The 17,113-nt window shown below is 68.5% G+C and carries 13 protein-coding genes and 1 pseudogene; 8 read left to right on the top strand and 6 right to left on the bottom strand.

Annotated features, from left to right (window positions below):
- Positions 1 to 409: 409 nt before the first annotated feature.
- The gene (locus ACWGE0_RS26160; protein ID WP_452263531.1) at positions 410 to 805 is read left to right on the top strand and encodes a MerR family transcriptional regulator; all 396 of its coding nucleotides are present in this window, start codon (positions 410 to 412) and stop codon (positions 803 to 805) included.
- Positions 806 to 811: 6 nt separating this feature from the next.
- Here the strand turns inward: ACWGE0_RS26160 and ACWGE0_RS26155 are convergent, their stop codons facing one another.
- The gene (locus ACWGE0_RS26155) at positions 812 to 1,729 is read right to left on the bottom strand and encodes an NADP-dependent oxidoreductase (protein ID WP_452263530.1); all 918 of its coding nucleotides are present in this window, start codon (positions 1,727 to 1,729) and stop codon (positions 812 to 814) included.
- Between the two features lie 102 nt (positions 1,730 to 1,831).
- Between ACWGE0_RS26155 and ACWGE0_RS26150 the strand changes: the two genes are divergently transcribed.
- Positions 1,832 to 2,386, top strand: coding sequence for an STAS domain-containing protein (locus tag ACWGE0_RS26150; RefSeq protein ID WP_452263529.1), 555 nt, complete (start codon positions 1,832 to 1,834; stop codon positions 2,384 to 2,386).
- A 176-nt stretch (positions 2,387 to 2,562) separates the two neighbouring features.
- Here ACWGE0_RS26150 and ACWGE0_RS26145 read toward each other — a convergent pair.
- Both ACWGE0_RS26145 and ACWGE0_RS26140 read right to left on the bottom strand, forming a co-directional pair.
- Positions 2,563 to 2,703, bottom strand: a pseudogene (locus tag ACWGE0_RS26145) (IS3-like element ISAar45 family transposase); the annotation flags it as partial.
- A gap of 109 nt (positions 2,704 to 2,812) precedes the next feature.
- A complete protein-coding gene (locus tag ACWGE0_RS26140; RefSeq protein ID WP_452263528.1) occupies positions 2,813 to 3,487 on the bottom strand; it encodes a TetR family transcriptional regulator in 675 nt (224 codons plus the stop codon).
- Positions 3,488 to 3,575: 88 nt separating this feature from the next.
- On the opposite strand from ACWGE0_RS26140, the gene ACWGE0_RS26135 reads away from it, so the two are divergent.
- The 6 genes from ACWGE0_RS26135 to ACWGE0_RS26110 all read left to right on the top strand — a co-directional run bounded on the left by ACWGE0_RS26135 (position 3,576) and on the right by ACWGE0_RS26110 (position 10,906).
- Positions 3,576 to 4,058, top strand: coding sequence for a YybH family protein (locus ACWGE0_RS26135; RefSeq protein WP_452263527.1), 483 nt, complete (start codon positions 3,576 to 3,578; stop codon positions 4,056 to 4,058).
- 170 nt (positions 4,059 to 4,228) lie between these two features.
- The gene (locus ACWGE0_RS26130) at positions 4,229 to 6,160 is read left to right on the top strand and encodes a glycoside hydrolase family 44 protein (RefSeq protein ID WP_452263526.1); all 1,932 of its coding nucleotides are present in this window, start codon (positions 4,229 to 4,231) and stop codon (positions 6,158 to 6,160) included.
- Positions 6,161 to 6,421: 261 nt separating this feature from the next.
- Entirely contained in the window at positions 6,422 to 7,435 is a 1,014-nt protein-coding gene (locus ACWGE0_RS26125; protein WP_452263525.1) for an autoinducer 2 ABC transporter substrate-binding protein, read from the top strand.
- Positions 7,435 to 8,925: a sugar ABC transporter ATP-binding protein gene (locus tag ACWGE0_RS26120; protein ID WP_452263524.1), complete on the top strand. Its 1,491-nt coding sequence runs from the start codon at positions 7,435 to 7,437 to the stop codon at positions 8,923 to 8,925. Before ACWGE0_RS26125 ends, ACWGE0_RS26120 begins: the two co-directional genes overlap by 1 nt.
- Positions 8,922 to 9,896, top strand: coding sequence for an ABC transporter permease (locus tag ACWGE0_RS26115; RefSeq protein ID WP_452263523.1), 975 nt, complete (start codon positions 8,922 to 8,924; stop codon positions 9,894 to 9,896). The genes ACWGE0_RS26120 and ACWGE0_RS26115 overlap by 4 nt, the downstream gene beginning before the upstream one ends.
- Positions 9,893 to 10,906: an ABC transporter permease gene (locus ACWGE0_RS26110; protein WP_452263522.1), complete on the top strand. Its 1,014-nt coding sequence runs from the start codon at positions 9,893 to 9,895 to the stop codon at positions 10,904 to 10,906. The genes ACWGE0_RS26115 and ACWGE0_RS26110 overlap by 4 nt, the downstream gene beginning before the upstream one ends.
- A gap of 53 nt (positions 10,907 to 10,959) precedes the next feature.
- Here ACWGE0_RS26110 and ACWGE0_RS26105 read toward each other — a convergent pair whose 3' ends face one another.
- The 3 genes from ACWGE0_RS26105 to ACWGE0_RS26095 form a co-directional block, all read right to left on the bottom strand.
- Positions 10,960 to 12,435: a CHAP domain-containing protein gene (locus ACWGE0_RS26105; protein ID WP_452263521.1), complete on the bottom strand. Its 1,476-nt coding sequence runs from the start codon at positions 12,433 to 12,435 to the stop codon at positions 10,960 to 10,962.
- A gap of 27 nt (positions 12,436 to 12,462) precedes the next feature.
- Positions 12,463 to 14,001 carry a hypothetical protein gene (locus tag ACWGE0_RS26100; protein ID WP_452263520.1) on the bottom strand — a complete coding sequence of 513 codons (1,539 nt, stop codon included), beginning with the start codon at positions 13,999 to 14,001 and terminating at the stop codon, positions 12,463 to 12,465.
- Positions 14,002 to 14,115: 114 nt separating this feature from the next.
- Positions 14,116 to 16,992, bottom strand: a complete 2,877-nt coding sequence (locus ACWGE0_RS26095; RefSeq protein WP_452263519.1) for an alpha-L-rhamnosidase-related protein — start codon at positions 16,990 to 16,992, stop codon at positions 14,116 to 14,118.
- Positions 16,993 to 17,113: the final 121 nt, after the last annotated feature.

Here is a 17,113-nt window from a genome sequence, read left to right as displayed (position 1 = left end):
GTACGGGGCCGCCGACGGCGGCCCCGTACCGCGCTACCGGACCCACGCGGGGTGCTGGCTGCTCAACGACACCGCTAGCCACGCCAGACCGCTCATGGTCCTGCCGATTCCGACGAAGCTCGGACCCGGCAATCTCCGGGTTCCCCGGTGCGCACCGGCCAGAACATCGGTGAACAGGAAGAACCTGGCCGAGCGGCGCGGCGGCAAGCCTGCCGATGAGCCACCAGTGGAGACGGACTTCGCCAGTTGGCGGGCGGTGCCGGGTTGTCCAGCGACGGGATCGCGGCCTTGAAGCCTTCACCATCCAGCGTCGCTTGATCGCGTCCTCGTCCCAGCCGAGCCCGTTCTTGTAGCGTCTGGCACTCTCGACCGCCGATCACGCCGCCGTTCGCGCCGTAGGCTGGTTGTCGTGACCACGACGTCCTTCGCCGCGACGATGAAGATCGGGGAACTGGCCCGGCTGACCGGGGTCAGCGCTCGTTCGTTGCGGTACTACGAGCAGCAGGGGCTGATGCACAGCACGCGCTCCGTCGGCGGGCAGCGGCACTACGCGGCGACGGAGGTCGAACGGGTCGAGATCATCCGGCGGTTGTTCGACGCGGGGCTGAGCAGCAAGGTGATCGCCCGGTTGCTGCCGTGCGTGGACAGCGACGCCAAGGACGTCGCCGAAGACGCTTTCAACACGATGCACGAGGAGCGCGACCGGCTGACCGCCGACATCACCCGGCTCGTCGAGGCCAGGGCCGTCCTCGACGAGCTGATCGAGATCAACACCCGGCACCGGGCCAGGATCGGTGCCGGGTGAGCGTGGTCAGAGGCTCATGTCGATGACGAGCTTGCCCGTGGCGTGCAGGGACTCGACGAGTGCCAACGCCTCGTGCGCGCGCTCGAGCGGGTACGTCTGAGTGATGTGCGGATCGAGCTTTCCGGTGACCATCAGCTCCGCGACGCGTTCGAGGCCTGCCCGGTCGAGGCGGCGGTGGACCATCACGCCACCGAGTTCGGTCACGGACGGGTCCCCGACGGAGACGAGCTTCGCCGCCAGCGGGGCGATCTCGCGCAGCGACTCGCCGCCGACGTTGTCGACCGCGGCGTCGAAGCTGTCCGGGGCCTGTGCGCGGAGCCGCTCCACGACGCCGCCGCCGGTGTAGTCCACAAAGGACGCACCGGTCGACGTGACGAGATCCCGCTTCGCCGCGCTCGCCGTACCCGTCACGACCAGGCCTCGGTCCCGGGCCAGCTGGGCCAGCGCGATGCCGACGCCGCCGCCGATCCCGTTGACCAGCAACGAGGACCCGGCGGGCAGGTCGAGCTGGTCCAGCACGTCCAGCGCGGTGGTGCCGGCGACGGGGATGGTCGCCGCCCAGGTGTCCGGCAGCGCGTCGGGGATGCGGGCGGTCGAGTCGCCGAGCAGCAGCGTCGTGCCCGCGTACGTACCCGAGCCGGTCAGGGCGAACCCGGTGACCCGGTCGCCGACGGCCAGGCCGGTCACCTCCTCGCCGACCGCGAGCACGGTTCCGGCCGCTTCCAAGCCCAGGACCTGCGGGAAGGGCAGGTGGCCGTTCAACGCGGGGGCGTGCCCGGACCGCAGCTTGTGGTCCGCCGGATTCACTCCCGCCGCCGTGACGCGGACGAGGACTTCGGCAGGACCGGGCACGGGATCCGGCCGCTCGAAGAACTCCTGGACGTCGGCCTCGCCGAAAGTCGTGTACCCCAACGCTTTGCTCATCGTGAACAGCTCCTCGAACGTCGAATCACGGACGACTTCGACGCTATGTGTTGACACCGGTGTCAACTTCCACCCGATGTGACGCGGGCAACTCAGTCCCCGGTGTCCTCGAAGATCAGGAACGACTTGGCCGACAGCACGCCGGGGATCTGCGTCAACCTCAAGTTGTTGAACGAGCGTGCCCGTCGTAGCGTCGATGTGGCCCGCGGTGATCAGATCCTGGGCTTGGGTGCTTACGGGCACTCGAAGGAAGGCGCCAGCGATCGACCTGTGAGGTGCGTGATGACCGACCGCAACGAGTCGTCAACTGCCAGCGTGACGACCAGCCAGCGCGACCAAGTCGTCGTCGCGGTAGTCAGTGGTGAACTCGACATGGCGTCCGTGGACCGTGTCCGTTCCGCATTGTTCGATCAGGTGGACGCCCGACCGGCCGGCTTGGTGGTCGATCTCGCAGTCACCTTCCTCGCATCGGCGGGATTGTCGATGTTGTTGGAGCTGCACGGACGAACACAGCGCGACGAGGTTGAGTTCGCCGTTGTCGCCGGGCACAACCCGGCATTGCAGCCGCTGATGCTCAGTGGCATGGACCAGGTGTTGCCGCTGGCCGAGTCCGTGGACGACGCTGTGGCCACGATCCGTCAAACGTCGCATTCATAGACGTCAGTGTCCTGACACGGTCAGGCCTTCGTGCATTGGTGCGCCGTCTCCTCAGATCGATGGTGTGGCCCGATGTTCGGCCGGAACCACCGGGTGGCGTTTGAGGACATTCGCCTCTCGCAGGTACCCGCCTGCCGCGAGCAGCATGGCGGCACGGGTCGGCTAGGGCGTTGGAAACGGTCGGTGTGCACCACGCAGCCGGCGACTTCACCGCGGCGGGCGATGGCGTTGGTGAGCGCGGTGACAGCGAGGCGGGACCTCATCCGGGAGTCAATGGAATAACCCACGATCCGGTTGGAGCAGACGTCCTTGACCGCGGCCGCGTTTCTTGCCGAACGCACTCCACCAGCCCTGGGAGAGCTCCGGTCCTCTCAGGACGGTGCTGTGTCCGGCTTCAGGCCACGGGACTCGGGAAGAGCAACGCGGTCAGGGCGAATCGCCTCGGACCGCGGGCAGGCCGGCGGCGGTCGCGGCGATGAAGCGTTGCAGCGTTGGCCGGAAAGGCGGGAACACTGCCGCGATTCCGGGTTCGCGGGCGTAGAGCTCGGCCAGCGTCGGCGGGGGCTGGGACAGGGGATACAACCTGCCGACGAACGCCCCTGCGGCGAACACCACGGAGGAACCGTCCCGGCCGGTCAGCTCCGGGCACGCGGCCATGATCTGCTCGCCGGCCCGCGCGTACATGTCGATCGCCCACAGCTTGTACGTGTGCAGCACCTCGAGCGAGACGTTGTGCTCCAGCATGGTCTCCGCGTGGCCGATCAGGTCGCAGTACAGGGGACGCTCGGCGAAGGAGTCCGCCAGCACGGAGGCCATCTGGTCGATGCCGGAGGCGCCCCTGAGCCGGGTCTGCACCGCGTCGGCCCAGTCCGTTCCGTCGCGCATGGTGAGCTGCAGGTAGATCTCTTCGCGGGTGCCGAAGTAGCGCAGGACGTTGGACTTCACCAGGCCGATGGCAGCCGCGATGTCACCGAGGCTGACCTGGGCCACGCCCTTGGCCGCGGCGAGGTCGCGGGCGGCGGCGAGGATCGCCTCCCGCCGCTGCTCCTTCTGGTCCGGGCGCCGTGCCCGCCGGAACGACGCTTCCATGTTGTTGGCCACTCTACCAGGAGATATTGTTAAAAGTACGGTGTTCCTTTATTGTCCGGCTGGTCAGCACCACACCCTGCGCGGCCGGAGGCCACTACTCATGACCCAGCAGCAGCGCTCCCTGTCCGCGACGGTCGACGAGTTCGTCGACGCCTTCAACGTCAACGACCTCGACCGCGTCATGGCCTTCTTCGCCGACGACGCCGAGTACGAGCCGGGTGACGGCGCGAAGCACCGGGGCAAAGCCGCGATTCGCGCGGAGTTCGCGCCCCAGTTCGCCGGCAGGTACGGCGCGATGCGCTTCGACGTGCACGACAAGCTCGTCGACGAGCCCGGGCGACGCGCGGCGATCCGCTGGGCGTGCCGGATCGACGTCTCCGGGCAGCACGGCCGCGGGGTCTACCCGCTGCTGCGGTTGCTCGGGCTGCTGCGGTACGGCCCGCGCATGGTCTGGCAGGGAATGGACGTCTTCCACTTCGACGCCGACGGCTCGATCACCGGCAAGTACTCCTACGCGAACTTCAAGGTCCCGCCGATGAAGCGCGACAGGGGAGAGCCGTGGAGCGCTGCCGCGTCCAGGTGACTCCGCAGCGGAAATGTCGATGATCGGGTGAACGCGTTCATCCGAATTCGGTTTTCGACTCGAACATCGTCGATTCGATCTGTTCGCGCTTGACGCTTTGCGCGTTTCTCGCGACCGTCCTGTGGGCACATATCCACGCACTGGATCGGGCGGGGGCGTCTGTGGTCGGTATGCGGCGAAAGCGGAAGGCGCGTTCGATCACGGCTACCGGCTCGGCGGCGTTGGTCGTGGCCGCGACGTTCACGGTCCAGGCGGCCACGAGCGCCACGGCGGCGGCCACCGGGCCTGAGCTGTCGGTGGACGTGTCCGCCGCCCGGCACGCGATCAGTCCCGGCGTGTACGGCCTGAACGGTGGCGATCCGGCGTTCAACGCCGAGATCGGCCAGTCGGTGGCGCGCTGGGGCGGCAACGCGTCCAGCCGCTACAACTTCAAGAACCACACGTACAACACCGGCAGCGACTGGTACTTCGAGAACATCGTCGCCGACGAGCAGCACACCCTCGAGCGGATGGTCGGGTCCAACCTCGACCGCGGCATCAAGCCGGTCGTCACCGTGCCCATGATCGGCTGGGTGGCCAAGGACTCGCCGTCGTCGCACCCGTTCGCGTGCGGCTTCCCGGCGACCAGGTACCCGCAGCAGGACGGCTTCGACGAGTGGGACCCCAACTGCGGCAACGGTCTGCTCAACGGGGCGAACCTCGCTGGCGTGCCCGCGGACACTTCGGTCAGGGCCGACGCGGCGTTCGCCGGTGAGATGGTGTCGCACCTGGTGGACAGGTTCGGCACGGCGGCGCAGGGTGGCGTGCCGATCTACGAGCTCGACAATGAGCCGGTGCTGTGGGCCCACACGCATCGTGACGTGCACCCCGAGCTGGTCTCGTACGACGAACTGGGAAGCAAGGGCACGGCGACCGCCGCGGCGATCAAGGCCGCCGACCCGAGCGCCGCGGTCCTCGGCCCGTCCGGCTGGGGGTACTGCGAGTGGGTCGCGTCCGGTGTGGACGGTTGCGGGCCCGGCGCCGACTCGGCCGCGCACGGCGGGCTCAACCTCTCGCAGTGGTACCTGAAGAACATGAAGGACTACAGCGACGCCCACGGGGGTAAGCGTTTCCTCGACTACTTCGACCAGCACTTCTACCCGCAGATCGGCGGTGGCAAGGATCCCGAGTCCAACGCGCTGCGGCTGCGGTCCACGAGGTCGTTGTGGGACCCCACCTACGTCGAGGAGTCCTGGATCGGCCCCGGCGGGGTCAACGCGCCGCCGCTGCAGTTCATCCGCACCATGAAGTCGTGGATCGACCAGTACAACCCCGGCACCAAGACCGCGATCACCGAGTACAACTGGGGCGCGCTGGACGACATCAACGGCGCGCTGACGCAGGCCGACGTCCTCGGCATCTTCGGTCGTGAAGGTCTTGACCTCGCCACGATGTGGGGCGAGCCCAAGCCGACCGATCCGGGTGCCTACGCGTTCCGGATGTACCGCAACTACGACGGCGCGGGCAGCCGGTTCGGTGACGTCAGCGTGTCGGCGACCTCCGCCGACCAGGGCCGGCTCGCGGTGTACGCGGCACAGCGCTCATCCGACGACGCGCTGACCCTCATGGTCGTCAACAAGACCGGCGAGGACCTGACCTCGCCGCTGTCGACGGCAGGGTTCGACGGAACCGGTGCGGCGCAACGGTTCAACTACGGCCCGGCGAACCTGGGCGCGATCGTGCGCGGCGCCGATCTCCCGGTGAGCGACGGTCGTGTCGACGCGACGTATCCGGCGAACTCCATCACGCTGCTGATGCTGCCGCCCGCAGGGTGTTCGGCGAGCCTGTACGTCAACGGCGACTGGAGCACCGGACACGTCGCGACGGTGACCGTCACCAACGAGCGCCACACGGCGATGGCCGGGTGGCGGGTCAGCTGGACGTGGCCCGGCGGCCAGCAGGTCACGAACTCGTGGAGCACCACCTTGAAGCAGGACGGCGCCCGCGTGGTCGCCGCGGACGCCGGGTGGAACGGCTCCATAGGTGCGGGTGGCAGCACCACGTTCGGGTTCCAGGCCACCGGCAGAGCGGCCGCGCCGACGTTGCACTGCACCCCGGCCTGAGACGCCGATCCACCCCGAACAAGGCGGCGGCACTCGGCGAGAACGTCCTGTTGCTGGCCAACCGCGCCTGGTCGGCGTTGACGCTCCCGTTGCCCTCTCTATAGCGTCGTGAGGCAACCACCGGGGGGTCGGGGGAATGACATCGCTCGACGAGTTCGCCGTGTCCGCTTGCGCGGACTCGGCGTGTTTGTCATGCGCGGCCGCTCCGGTGACCACACAGCGCAGGCGCCTGCTGTGAACCCGACGATCAGGAGACCGCACATGCGCAGAATCACCGCAGCCGTGGTCGTCGTGTCAGCGATCGTGCTGGCGATGACCGGATGCACCAAGAAGAACGACGCCGCTGCCGGTGACGGGGGCACCGGTTACAAGATCGCGTTCGTGCCGAAGCTGCAGGGCATCCCCTATTTCGAGGCGATGAACGCGGGAGGGAAGAAGGCGGCGGCCGAGCTGGGCAACGTTCAGTGGCTCTACCAGGGGCCGGCACAGGCGGACGCGGCCGCGCAGGCCGACATCGTCCGCTCCTACATCCAGCAGAAGGTCGACGTGCTCGTGGTGGCGCCCAACGATCCGGACTCGATGGCGCCGCTGCTCCAGCAGGCCAAGGCCGCGGGCATCCACGTCGCCACCGCCGACACCGACGCGCCCGGTTCGGTGCGGGAGGCGTTCGTCAACCAGGCCTCCGTCGAGAGCATCGGACACGGGCTCACCGACGCGCTGATGAAAGCCATGGGTGGCAAGGGCAAGTACGCGATCGTCTCCTGTGGACAGACGGCGGAGAACCTGAACTCGTGGATCAAGGTGCAGCGGGCCTACACGAAGGAGAAGTACCCGCAGGCGGAGATCGTGGACGTCGTCTACGCGGGTGAGGACCAGGCCAAGGCGACTCAGATGGCGACTGACCTGATGAACGCGCACCCGGACCTCACCGGGCTGGTGGGGGAGTGCACGTCGTCGGCACCCGGTGTCGCGCAGGCGGTGCGGGACGCGGGCAAGATCGGCAAGGTGTTCACCGTCGGACTCGGCACGCCGCAGGCGATCAAGCCCTACCTCGCGGACAGGTCGTCGTCCGCGTCGATCCTGTGGGACGTCGAGAACCTCGGCTACCTGACGGCGTGGGCCGGCGCGCAGCTGGCGGGTGGCAAGCAGTTCAACGCCAGCAACAACGTGAACGCCGCACTGCCCGCCGTCGTCTACGACGCGAACAGCAAGACGCTGCTGCTCGGCCCGGCGCTCACGATCACCACCGACAACGTCGACAAGTTCAACTACTGATGACCGAACTGCTGTGCCTGTCCGGCATCTCCAAGAGCTTCGGTGCGGTGCGCGCGCTGCGTGAGGCGAGCCTGACCGTGCACGCCGGGCGCGTGCACGCGTTGGTGGGGGAGAACGGCGCGGGCAAGTCGACCCTGATCAAGATCCTGGCAGGTGCCGAACGCGCCGACGCGGGGACGATCGAGTTCAACGGCACCGAGACCGTCATCGGCTCCGCGGTGGCGGCGCTCGAGCTCGGCATCGCCACCGTCTACCAGGAACCGCAGCTGTTCGGTGAACTCACGGTGGCGGAGAACGTCTTCATCGGCCGCGAGCTGCGCAGGCGCGGCAGGGTGGACTGGCGGGCGCAGCACACGAAGGTCGTCGAGCTGCTCGAACTGATCGGCCTGCCCACCCGGTGCGCGACGGCGGCGGTGAGCTCGTTGTCCATCGCCGAGCAGCAGCAGGTCTCGATCGCGAGGGCACTGGCCGGTGACGCGCGGGTTCTCGTTTTCGACGAACCGTCCGCCATCCTCACCGACGCCGAGATCGACGTGCTGTTCGGCGTCATCCGCAGGCTCACCGCGGCGGGTGTCGCGGTCGTCTACATCTCGCACCGGCTCGATGAGCTGTTCCGCATCGCCGACGAGGTCACGGTGATGCGCGATGGGCGGACGATCGGCACGCACCCGATCGGCGAGCTCACGGTTCTGGGCATCGCCGAGCTGATGGTCGGCGACGTCCTGTCCGACGCCCGCCCGGAACGGGAGGTGCCTGCCGGTCCGACCGTGCTGGAACTGCGCGGACTCACCAGGTCCGGCCGGTTCCACGACGTCGGCGTCTCCGTGCGGCGTGGCGAGATCGTCGCGCTGTACGGGCTGGTCGGCAGCGGTGTCGCGGAGATCGCCGCCTGCGTGTACGGCATCGAGCGCGCCACGTCCGGCGACCTGCTTTTCAACGGCACACGGATTGCTCCGAAGTCGCCGAGGGACGCGCAACGGCTCGGCATCGCCATGCTGCCGGCCAACCGCAAGGCGGAAGGCGTGTTCAGCTTCCAGTCGATCGCCTTCAACATCTCGGCGGGCCAGTTGAAGCTGTTGTCCCGTTTCGGTTTCCTGCTCGACCGGGCCAGGGAGCGGGCGGTCGCGCGAGACCTGGTCGGCAGGCTCTCCGTGCGCACGCCGCACGAACGCCGGCCGGTCAGCGCCCTGTCCGGCGGCAACGCGCAGAAGGTCGTGCTCGCCCGCCAGCTCGTGGCGCGGCCGGAGGTGCTGATCCTCGCCGAACCGACGCAGGGGGTCGACGTCGGTGCCAAGGAGGAGATCCATCGGATCATCACGGAACTCGCCGAGCAGGGCACCGCGGTGCTCGTCGTGACATCCGACCTGCCAGAGGCCCTGCGGGTCGCCGACCGCGTCCAGGTGGTGCGAGGTGGCACCACCACAGCCGAGTTCGGGCCGGACGCGAGCCAGGTCGACGTGCTCGCGGCGGCGGCAGGGGCGGTCGCGTGAGCGCCGGCAGGACGCTCCCGGCCGCGGTGTCCGGGCAGGAGATCGTGCTGGCGGGTGTCATCGCCGTGCTCTGGGCGGCGCTGGCGTTCGCCACGCCCGCGTTCCTGACTCCCGCCTCGATCCAGCCGCTGCTGGTGGCCACCGCGCCGATCGCCTTGGCCGGGGTCGGCATGACGATCGTGATCATCACCGGTGGCATCGACGTGTCGGCAGGCGCCGCGATCATGGTCTGCTCCGTCGTCACCGCCACGATGCTCGTCCACAGTGGACTCGTCCTGCCGGTTGCCGTGCTGCTGTCCGCGGTGACGGGCGCGCTGCTCGGCCTGATCAACGGGCTGCTCATCGCCTACGGCCGGGTGCACGCGATCATCATCACCTTCGGCACCGCGAACCTGTTCCTGTTCGCGGGTCTGCGGATCTTCGGCTCCAGCACGGTCAACGGCATCCCGGCCACCCTCGGGTTCTTCGGCCGCGGCCAGGACGGCCGCACGTTCGGCGTGCCGCACGCGTTCCTCGTCACCGTGCTGGTGACCGCGTTCGCGTGGTGGTATCTGAGGCACACCGCGGGCGGCAGGCACTTCTACGCGATCGGTGGCGACGCCACGGCCGCCGAGCTCGCGGGCGTCCGGGTGCGGCGGCGCGTACTGCTCGCCTACCTGGTCACGGGGGTGCTGGTCGGCCTCGCGTCCTGCTTCGTGATCGCGCAGGGCACGTCGACACTCGACCAGTCGGTCGGCTCGGGCAAGGAGCTCGCGGTGATCGCCGCCGTCGTGATCGGCGGTACCTCGATCATGGGCGGCCGCGGCTCGGTGCTCGGCACCCTGCTCGGTGCGGTGCTGGTGCAGACCGTCACCTCCGGCGTCACGCAGCTCGGCTGGAAGTCGCAGCTCGCCGACCTGTTCGTGGGCGTGTTCATCATCGTCGCGGTCGGTGCGGACCTGCTGCGCGCGCGGGCGAGGAGGGCGCGGTGAAGGCGCTGCTGACCCAGCGGGCCACGTTGCTCGCTGTGCTGATCGTGGTCGTGGTGGCCACGTTCCTCGTGCAGGACGCGGGCGATTACCTCTCCGCGCCTTACGACTCCGACTACCTGGCCGCCGCCCTGATCAACGCGGTGCCGCTCGCCATGCTCGGCCTGGCCGAACTGCTCGTGGTGCTCTCCGGCCGAGGCGGCATCGACCTGTCCGTCGGCGCGACCGTGTCGCTCGCGAGCATGGTGTTCGGCTTCGCGTACGGCGAATGGGGCTGGCCGCTGTGGCTCGCGATACCCCTGACGGCCGCGTTCGGCGCACTGTGCGGGGCGGTCAACGGATTCCTGGTGTCCTTCCTCGGTTTCCCGGCGCTGATCGCGACACTCGCCACCTACTACGGGTACAAGTCGCTCGCCATCGTGAGCAACGACCAGCAGCCGATCAGCACCCGTCCGATCCAGGACCTCTACTCGCTCAGCGACTCCGTCGAGCTGCCCGTGATCGGTGCGAACATCCCGGACTTCCCGCTGGGCCTCTTCACCTTCCTGCTGCCCACCGTGCTCGTCGTTTGGTTTCTGTTGGACCGCACCGCTTACGGCCGCCGCCTGCATGCGATCGGCACCAACGACGTGGCCGCGTACTGGTCGGGCCAGCCGGTGCGCGACACGCGATTCAAGGCGTACGTCTACGCGGGACTGATCGCCGGGCTGGTCGCCGTCGTCACGGTGGCGCAGTTCGCGTCGGCACGGCCGGACGCGGGGGTGTCCGGCAATGGCATGGCGTTGCCCGCCATCACCATCGCGGTGCTCGGCGGCGTCGCGATCACCGGCGGCATCGGCAAGGTCTCCGGGGTCGTGCTCGCCACCCTGCTCGTCGTGTGGCTCAACGCGGGCATCCTGCTCGCGTTCCCCGGCAACGAAGGCGCGCAGTACCAGCTGCTCGCGCTCGGTGCGGTCCTGGTGTTCGCCGCTCTGCTCAACGGGCTCACCAACCGCCGCTACGGAGGATCCTGACAGCCGAGCACGACGAGATCCCCGGCGCGGTCGCCGGGGATCTCGTCGCGGTACTACTTGTTGCCGGTGGCGACGAGCTGGATGTCGTTGCCGCCGGGGCGTGAGGTCATGGCGAGGGTGCTGGCGGACATCTCGGCGGCGCCGTTCGGACCGCCGACGCGGAACCAGCCCTGCCAGCTCGTGTCGGCCTTGCGGATGTTGTGGTGGACGAGGCCGTTGTTGCCGACGGCGGCGATCTGGGTGTCTCCGTTGGCGTTGGCGGCGATGGCGAGTGCGGAAGCCTGGAAGTTCGGCGCGGTGCCGACGCCCTGCACGGCGTTCCAGCCGTCCCACGATCCGTTGGCGCCTCGGATGGTGTGGTAGATCAGGCCGTCGTTGCCGGTGGCGACGAGCTGGACGGAACCGTTGGCGTGGCCTGCGATGGCGACCTCGGAGGCCTGGAAGTTCGAGGAGCCCGCCCTGCCTGCCAGCGCGCCCCAGTTCTGCCAGGAGCCGTCCGCGTTGCGGATGCTGTGGTAGAGGATCTTGTCAGGGCCGTTCGCGACGATCTGCACGGTGTTGTCGGGCATGCCGGTGGCGGTGAACGACCGTGCCTGGAAGAACCTGGTTCCCGCTCCTGGCATGGCATTCCACTCCTGCCAGGAACCGTCGGCGTTGCGGATGGTGTGGTACATCAGGCCGTCGTTGCCGATGGCGAACACGTGCAGCTCACCGTTCGGCGTCGCGGCGAGGGTGACGTTGCTCGCCTGGAACCTTGCCTCGCCGGCGTTGCCGGGCATGCGGTTCCAGCCCTGCCACGAACCGTCGGCGTTGCGGATGGTGTGGTAGAGCACGTTGTCGGTGCCGATGGCGGTGTAGTGCTCGGAACCATTGGCGAAGCCCGCCGTCGCGACCCTGCTCGCGGCGAAGTTCGGTGCGCCGGCGAAGCCTCCGATCGCCTTGAAACCGCTCCAGGCGCCGGTCGCGCCGTCACGGGTCTCGTGGTAGAGCGGATTGTGCGACGCGACGGGAGGCTGGCTCAGCCCGGCAGGCCTCACGATGACGATCGGACCTTGGAAGTTCTCCGGCCGGTGCCAGCCGGAGAGGGTGACCCGGTCGCTCTCGTTGCCGCCGATGGTGCGGATCATGCCGTCCGCACGCGTTTCGTAGACGAGGTTGACGTGCTCGGCCCAGCTCGACCCGTCGTACTTGTAGACGATGGCGTCGCCGACGTTCGGAGTGTTCGTCCTCGTACCGTGCGCGTCGCCGTACCACACGAAGCTCGCCGCGCGGCTGTCGATCTTGTTGGTGCCGGTGACGCCCGCCTGACGCCAGACCCAGCCGGCGAAGTCCGCGCACCACGCGCCGGGGCTGCACTTCCAGGCGTTGCCGGCGCAGCCCTTGCCGATGTGGTCGTCCGCGATGTTCGCGATGTCGCCACCGGTGGTGGCGTACGCGGGTGCGGCGCCGCTGAGCGTTCCCGCCAGTGCGGCGAGTCCGGCGAGCAGGCCGATCGCACTGCGCTTGGCCCTGAGCAGTGTCGTGTTCATGATCTTTCCCCCAAGTGGTTTCGTGGATTACTTGTTGCCGGTGGCGGTGAGCTGGACGTCGTTGGTGCCGGGGCGGGAGGTCATGGCGAGGGTGCTGGCGGACATCTCGCCCGCGCTGCCGGCACCGGCGACGCGGATCCAGCTCTGCCAGGTCGCGTCGGCCCTGCGGATGGCGTGGTAGACGAGGCCGTTGTTGCCGACCGCGGTGAACTGGGTGCCGCCGTCCGCGTTGGCGGCGATGGCGAGCGCGGAGGCCTGGAAGTTCGGCGCGCCGTCGGCTCCCTGCACCGCGTTCCAGCCGTCCCACGATCCGTTGGCGTTGCGGATGGTGTGGTAGATCAGGCCGTCGTTGCCGGTGGCGACGAGCTGTGCGCTGCCGTTGGCGTGGCCCGCGATGGCGACCTCGGCGGCCTGGAAGTTCCCGGAGCTCGCCCTGCCCGGCAGGGCTCCCCAGTTCTGCCAGGTTCCGTCCACCTTGCGGACGCTGTGGTAGAGGATCTTGTCGGGGCCGTTGGCGACGACCTGGACGGTGTTGTCGGGCATGCCGGTGGCGGTGAGCGCGCGGGCCTGGAAGAACATGGTTCCGGCGCCGGGCATGGCGTTCCAGCTCTGCCACGAACCGTCGGCGTTGCGGACGGTGTGGTACATCAGGCCGTCGTTGCCGATGGCGAACACGTGCAGCTCACCGTTCGGCGTCGCGGCGACGGTCATGGTGCTCGCCTGGAACTGCGCCTCGCCGGCGTTGCCGGGCACGCGGTTCCAGCCCTGCCACGAACTGTCCGCGTTGCGGATGTTGTGGTAGAGGAACCGGTCGGTGCCATTCGCCACGTACTGCGCGGAACCGTCGGCGAAGCCCGCCGTCGCGACCTTGTACGCCTCGAAGTTCGGCGCGCCGGCGAAGCCTCCGATCGCCTTGAAACCGCTCCAGGCGCCGTTCGTGCCGTCACGGGTCTCGTGGTAGAGCGGGTACGCCCGATTGGACGAGCTCTGCCCCATGATCCCGTCGAGGATCGTCTTCGCGTCGGCCGCGTTCGGTTGGTAGCGCTCGGGGAACGCCGACCGTTCGACTCCCTGCGCGACCTCCCAGATCGGCTTGTTGAGCCACGAGCCGCGGGGATAGATGTGGTTCATCGTGTTGAGGAACCAGTTGACCTCGAACGGGACGTTGGTGCGCTGCTCGAACGAGCCCTTGTCGTCGAGCATCTGGAACAGGCCCACGCTGCTCGAGTGACCGCCGGTCTGGTTGAGCAGCCGTGCCTCCGTGATCGCCGCGTCGATCTCGATCAACGCGGCGTGGCTGGGGTAGCCCTTCGCGAGCGTGTTGTCGTAGATCGCTCTGGCGCACGAGATCCGCTCGGCGTCGAGCTCACCCCTGAGGTAGTGGGTCATCCGGCCCGCGAGTGCCGAGGCGAGCGAGCGGTCCTGGTCGGTCGGGCCACCGGCGCGGCACTGGACGTGCGGCGGGTTGGCCGCGTGGGCGGCGGGAGCGAACGGGATGCCTGCCACGGCGGCGAACGCGAGTGCGATGGCGGCGGTGCTGCGGCGTGGTGAACGGTTTTTGGACATGGTGAACACACCTCTCGTGCTTGGTGACAGGAAGAAGGCGGCTTGAAACGTTTCAATCAAGCGGCCGAAGAGAGGGTGTGGACGGACGGGCCGTCCACACCCGACTGCTGCGGGTCAGCTGACCAGGTAGCAGGACTTCGCGACGTCGAACACCGGGTCGACGCCGAACGCCTCGGTGGTGCAGGGCGTCGGGGTGGTGAAGGTCTTGTACACATAGGACCCGTTGCGGCCGTAGGCCACGGTCTGGGTGCCGGTGAAGGAGCAGTTTCCGTTCTCTGCCGCGCATTCCCTCGTGAAGCCGGAGGGCTTGCCCTTCCAGGCGTAGCAGGACTTCGCCACGCCGTAGACCGGGTCGACGCCGAACGTCCCGGATCCGCACTTCGCCGTGCCGCCCGACTCCGCCGTCCAGTACGCGCCGTTGGCGCCGAAGGCGAGCGTGCCCGCGACCGGGCACGAGGAACTCTCGTCCCCGCACTTCTCCCACACGCCGGCCGGAGCGTCCGGCAGCACGTAGCAGGACTTCGTGGCGTCCTGCAGGGGATCGGAGCCGAACGCGGTGGCGGTGCACTTGGCGGTGCCGTTGACCGTCATGAAGCGGAACGCGCCGTTCGCGCCGAATGCGACCGTGTGCTTGCCGTCCACTCGGCACACATCACCCTCGTTGGCACACTTCGCGGCACCGGACGGGCCGCCCGCGGGGGCGAGGTAACAGGACTTGAGCACGCTGGGTGCCGGATCCTTCCCGAACGCCGGGACGTCGCACCTGGTCGGGCCGTTGATGGTCTTGTACTCGTAGTTGCCCGCGCCGAACGCGAGCACCTGCGTGCCGTTCGGGGTGCAGGTCTGGCCTTCGGTCGCGCACAGCGTGTAGCCGGACGGCAGCTGGCCGGGCAGCACGGCGACGTCGAAGGAGCCGGGCTTCACGACTCCGGTCGCGGTGACGGCGTAGGTGCCGCCACCGGCGCCGGTGAGATAGATGTAGCTGCCGTCGGTCGAGGCGCCGGAGATGCCCGCGCCTGCCTGGAACTTGCCGTCACTCCACACGGTGGAGCCGTTCACCGTGACCTTCACCGAGGAGGAACCGTAGGTGGGGACACCGATTCGTCCCGTGGTGCCGGTCGGAGCGGTGAGCTTCGAGGTGAACGTGCCCGGCGTGTAGTCCCAGGTGCCCTTCACCGCGCCCTTCGGCGTGGTGATGTTGCCTTCCACGTGGGTCAGGTCGCCGAGGTGCGGCACGAAGTCGTAGTGCGTGGCGTCACCGGGGTTCAGTCCCAGCACGTAGAACGTCAGTGCGTTGGTCGGGCCGGCGGACCAGCCGTGCGCGGCGCTCACGAACGAGTTGTTGTAGTACGGGGTTCCGTCGTGGTTGAAGCTTTCCCAGAACGTGCTGTTGGTCCCGTTCGGGGAGTTGAGCATGAAGCCCCACTCGCGCCGCATCAACGCCAGCGCGTCGGTGTCGTTGTTCGCCACGAGGTGCGCGGTGAGTTCCATTGAACCGGTGAACGTGCCGACCAGGCCGGGGAGCTCGGGCGTGACCGCGCCGATGTCGGTCCAGTTGGCGGAGAGCGTCCTGGCGACCGAGGCGTTCTTCGCGGTGGTGTCGGTGAGTCCGAACCAGACGGCCATCGAGTTGCCATCCTGCGGGTACAGATCGGTCTCGGGAGTGTCGCGGTACAGGTTGGTCGCCGGGTTCCACAGCTTCGCGTTGGCCGCGGTCTTCACGGAGGCTGCCCGCTGCCGCCATGTGTTCGCCTGCACCGTGTCGCCCTGTGCGTCAGCGAGCTTCGCGCCGGTGGTGAGTGCCCCGTACAGCAGCGCGTTCGCCGAGATCTTGTGCCCGTTGCCCGTCGTGCGGCCCCAGTCGGCGTGTGCGGAGACGTTCAGCAGTCCGGTGTTGTCGACCTTCGCCAGGCTGTAGGCCATCGCTTTGGTGTACTTCGCCCAGATCGACCGCAGCCAGGCGGTGTCGTCGGTGTAGCGGTGGTACAGCCCGGTGCCCACCAGCGTCCACAGGTGATAGGTGTCGGAGACGTAGGCGTCCCGCACCGTGCCGATCTCCGGCCCGGCGTACGAGAACATGCCGTCCGCCCGCTGTATCCCGTACAGCGCATCGAGTGCGTTGCGCGAGGACTTCGTGTCGTTGAGCGACGCGTACGCGGTGGGGAGCGCGACACCGAGATCACCGGGCCACACCGTGCGGTCGCGTTTCGCCCCGTCGGTCAGCACGCTGGTGCCGGGGCCGATGACGGCGGAGTTCTGCCAGCCGGGGCTCTGGACGTTCTCGGAGCGCCCGGTGTCGGGTGCGATGGTGTTGGTCTGCACGGTGTAGGCGCCGGCGTACCAGAGCTTGTTGAGCAGATCGTCGTTGGAACGGAAGTAGTTCGGGTAGTCGCGGAGGTTCGCGCGGTCGGGGTCCGGCGTGAACTGCAGTGTCACGTCGTCGATGTCGACCCAGCCGTCGCCGCCGAGGAACAGGGTCAGGTAACGGAATCCGCCACGCAGTTTCGCCTTGGGCATCGTGTACGTGCCGGAACCGTTGACAGTGGCGTAGATCGCGCCGTCCTGGCCACCGAGTTTGCTGCTGGAGTCGCTCTCCGTGCCGACGTACGCCGCCATCTCGGAGAACGCGAGGCCGACCTGCCTGCCGGTGCCGCTCGCACCGGCGAACCGCAGGGTGACCAGGCCGCCGACCTCCTTGCCGAAGTCCAGCACGACGTAGGAGTTCCTGCCGGACAACCGGGCCGAACCGCCGGTGACGAGGTTGCCCGGCGCGGTGACGGTGCCGCTCGTCTTGTGCACCGAGACCGGCTTCAGCGTGCGTGATGCCGGAGCGAAGTTGTTGGGATCCGACGCGGCAGGAGACTCCGCGGGCAGGGCGGTGGCGCCTGGTGCCGTGATCGAGGCCAGCAGCAGCGCGCCGACCGCCAGCAACGTCAATCTTCGGGCACGCCGGGATCCTTCGCCGCGAGTGCGGGCATGCGTCAGCTTCATGATTCTCCCCCCAGAGATCGTCGACTTGAAACGTTTCAAGCGACTGGGGCGAGCATAGCGGGACTCCTGTCCGCGTTGTCAAGGCATGAGTGCAGCCATGCCGGTCTGTGCAGGTAGGGGT

The organism is Lentzea sp. NPDC054927, assembly GCF_053610285.1.
Note: the sequence above shows the minus strand (reverse complement) of the source record. Positions and strands in the feature narration are given on the sequence as shown.

What these genes read in the sequence shown, in the direction of transcription:
- ACWGE0_RS26155 (WP_452263530.1), bottom strand. Translation starts at nt 1,729, where the DNA reads ATGAGCAAAGCGTTGGGGTACACGACTTTCGGCGAGGCCGACGTCCAG.
- ACWGE0_RS26135 (WP_452263527.1), top strand. Translation starts at nt 3,576, where the DNA reads ATGACCCAGCAGCAGCGCTCCCTGTCCGCGACGGTCGACGAGTTCGTC.
- ACWGE0_RS26130 (WP_452263526.1), top strand. Translation starts at nt 4,229, where the DNA reads ATGCGGCGAAAGCGGAAGGCGCGTTCGATCACGGCTACCGGCTCGGCG.
- ACWGE0_RS26125 (WP_452263525.1), top strand. Translation starts at nt 6,422, where the DNA reads ATGCGCAGAATCACCGCAGCCGTGGTCGTCGTGTCAGCGATCGTGCTG.
- ACWGE0_RS26120 (WP_452263524.1), top strand. Translation starts at nt 7,435, where the DNA reads ATGACCGAACTGCTGTGCCTGTCCGGCATCTCCAAGAGCTTCGGTGCG.
- ACWGE0_RS26105 (WP_452263521.1), bottom strand. Translation starts at nt 12,435, where the DNA reads ATGAACACGACACTGCTCAGGGCCAAGCGCAGTGCGATCGGCCTGCTC.
- ACWGE0_RS26100 (WP_452263520.1), bottom strand. Translation starts at nt 14,001, where the DNA reads ATGTCCAAAAACCGTTCACCACGCCGCAGCACCGCCGCCATCGCACTC.
- ACWGE0_RS26095 (WP_452263519.1), bottom strand. Translation starts at nt 16,992, where the DNA reads ATGAAGCTGACGCATGCCCGCACTCGCGGCGAAGGATCCCGGCGTGCC.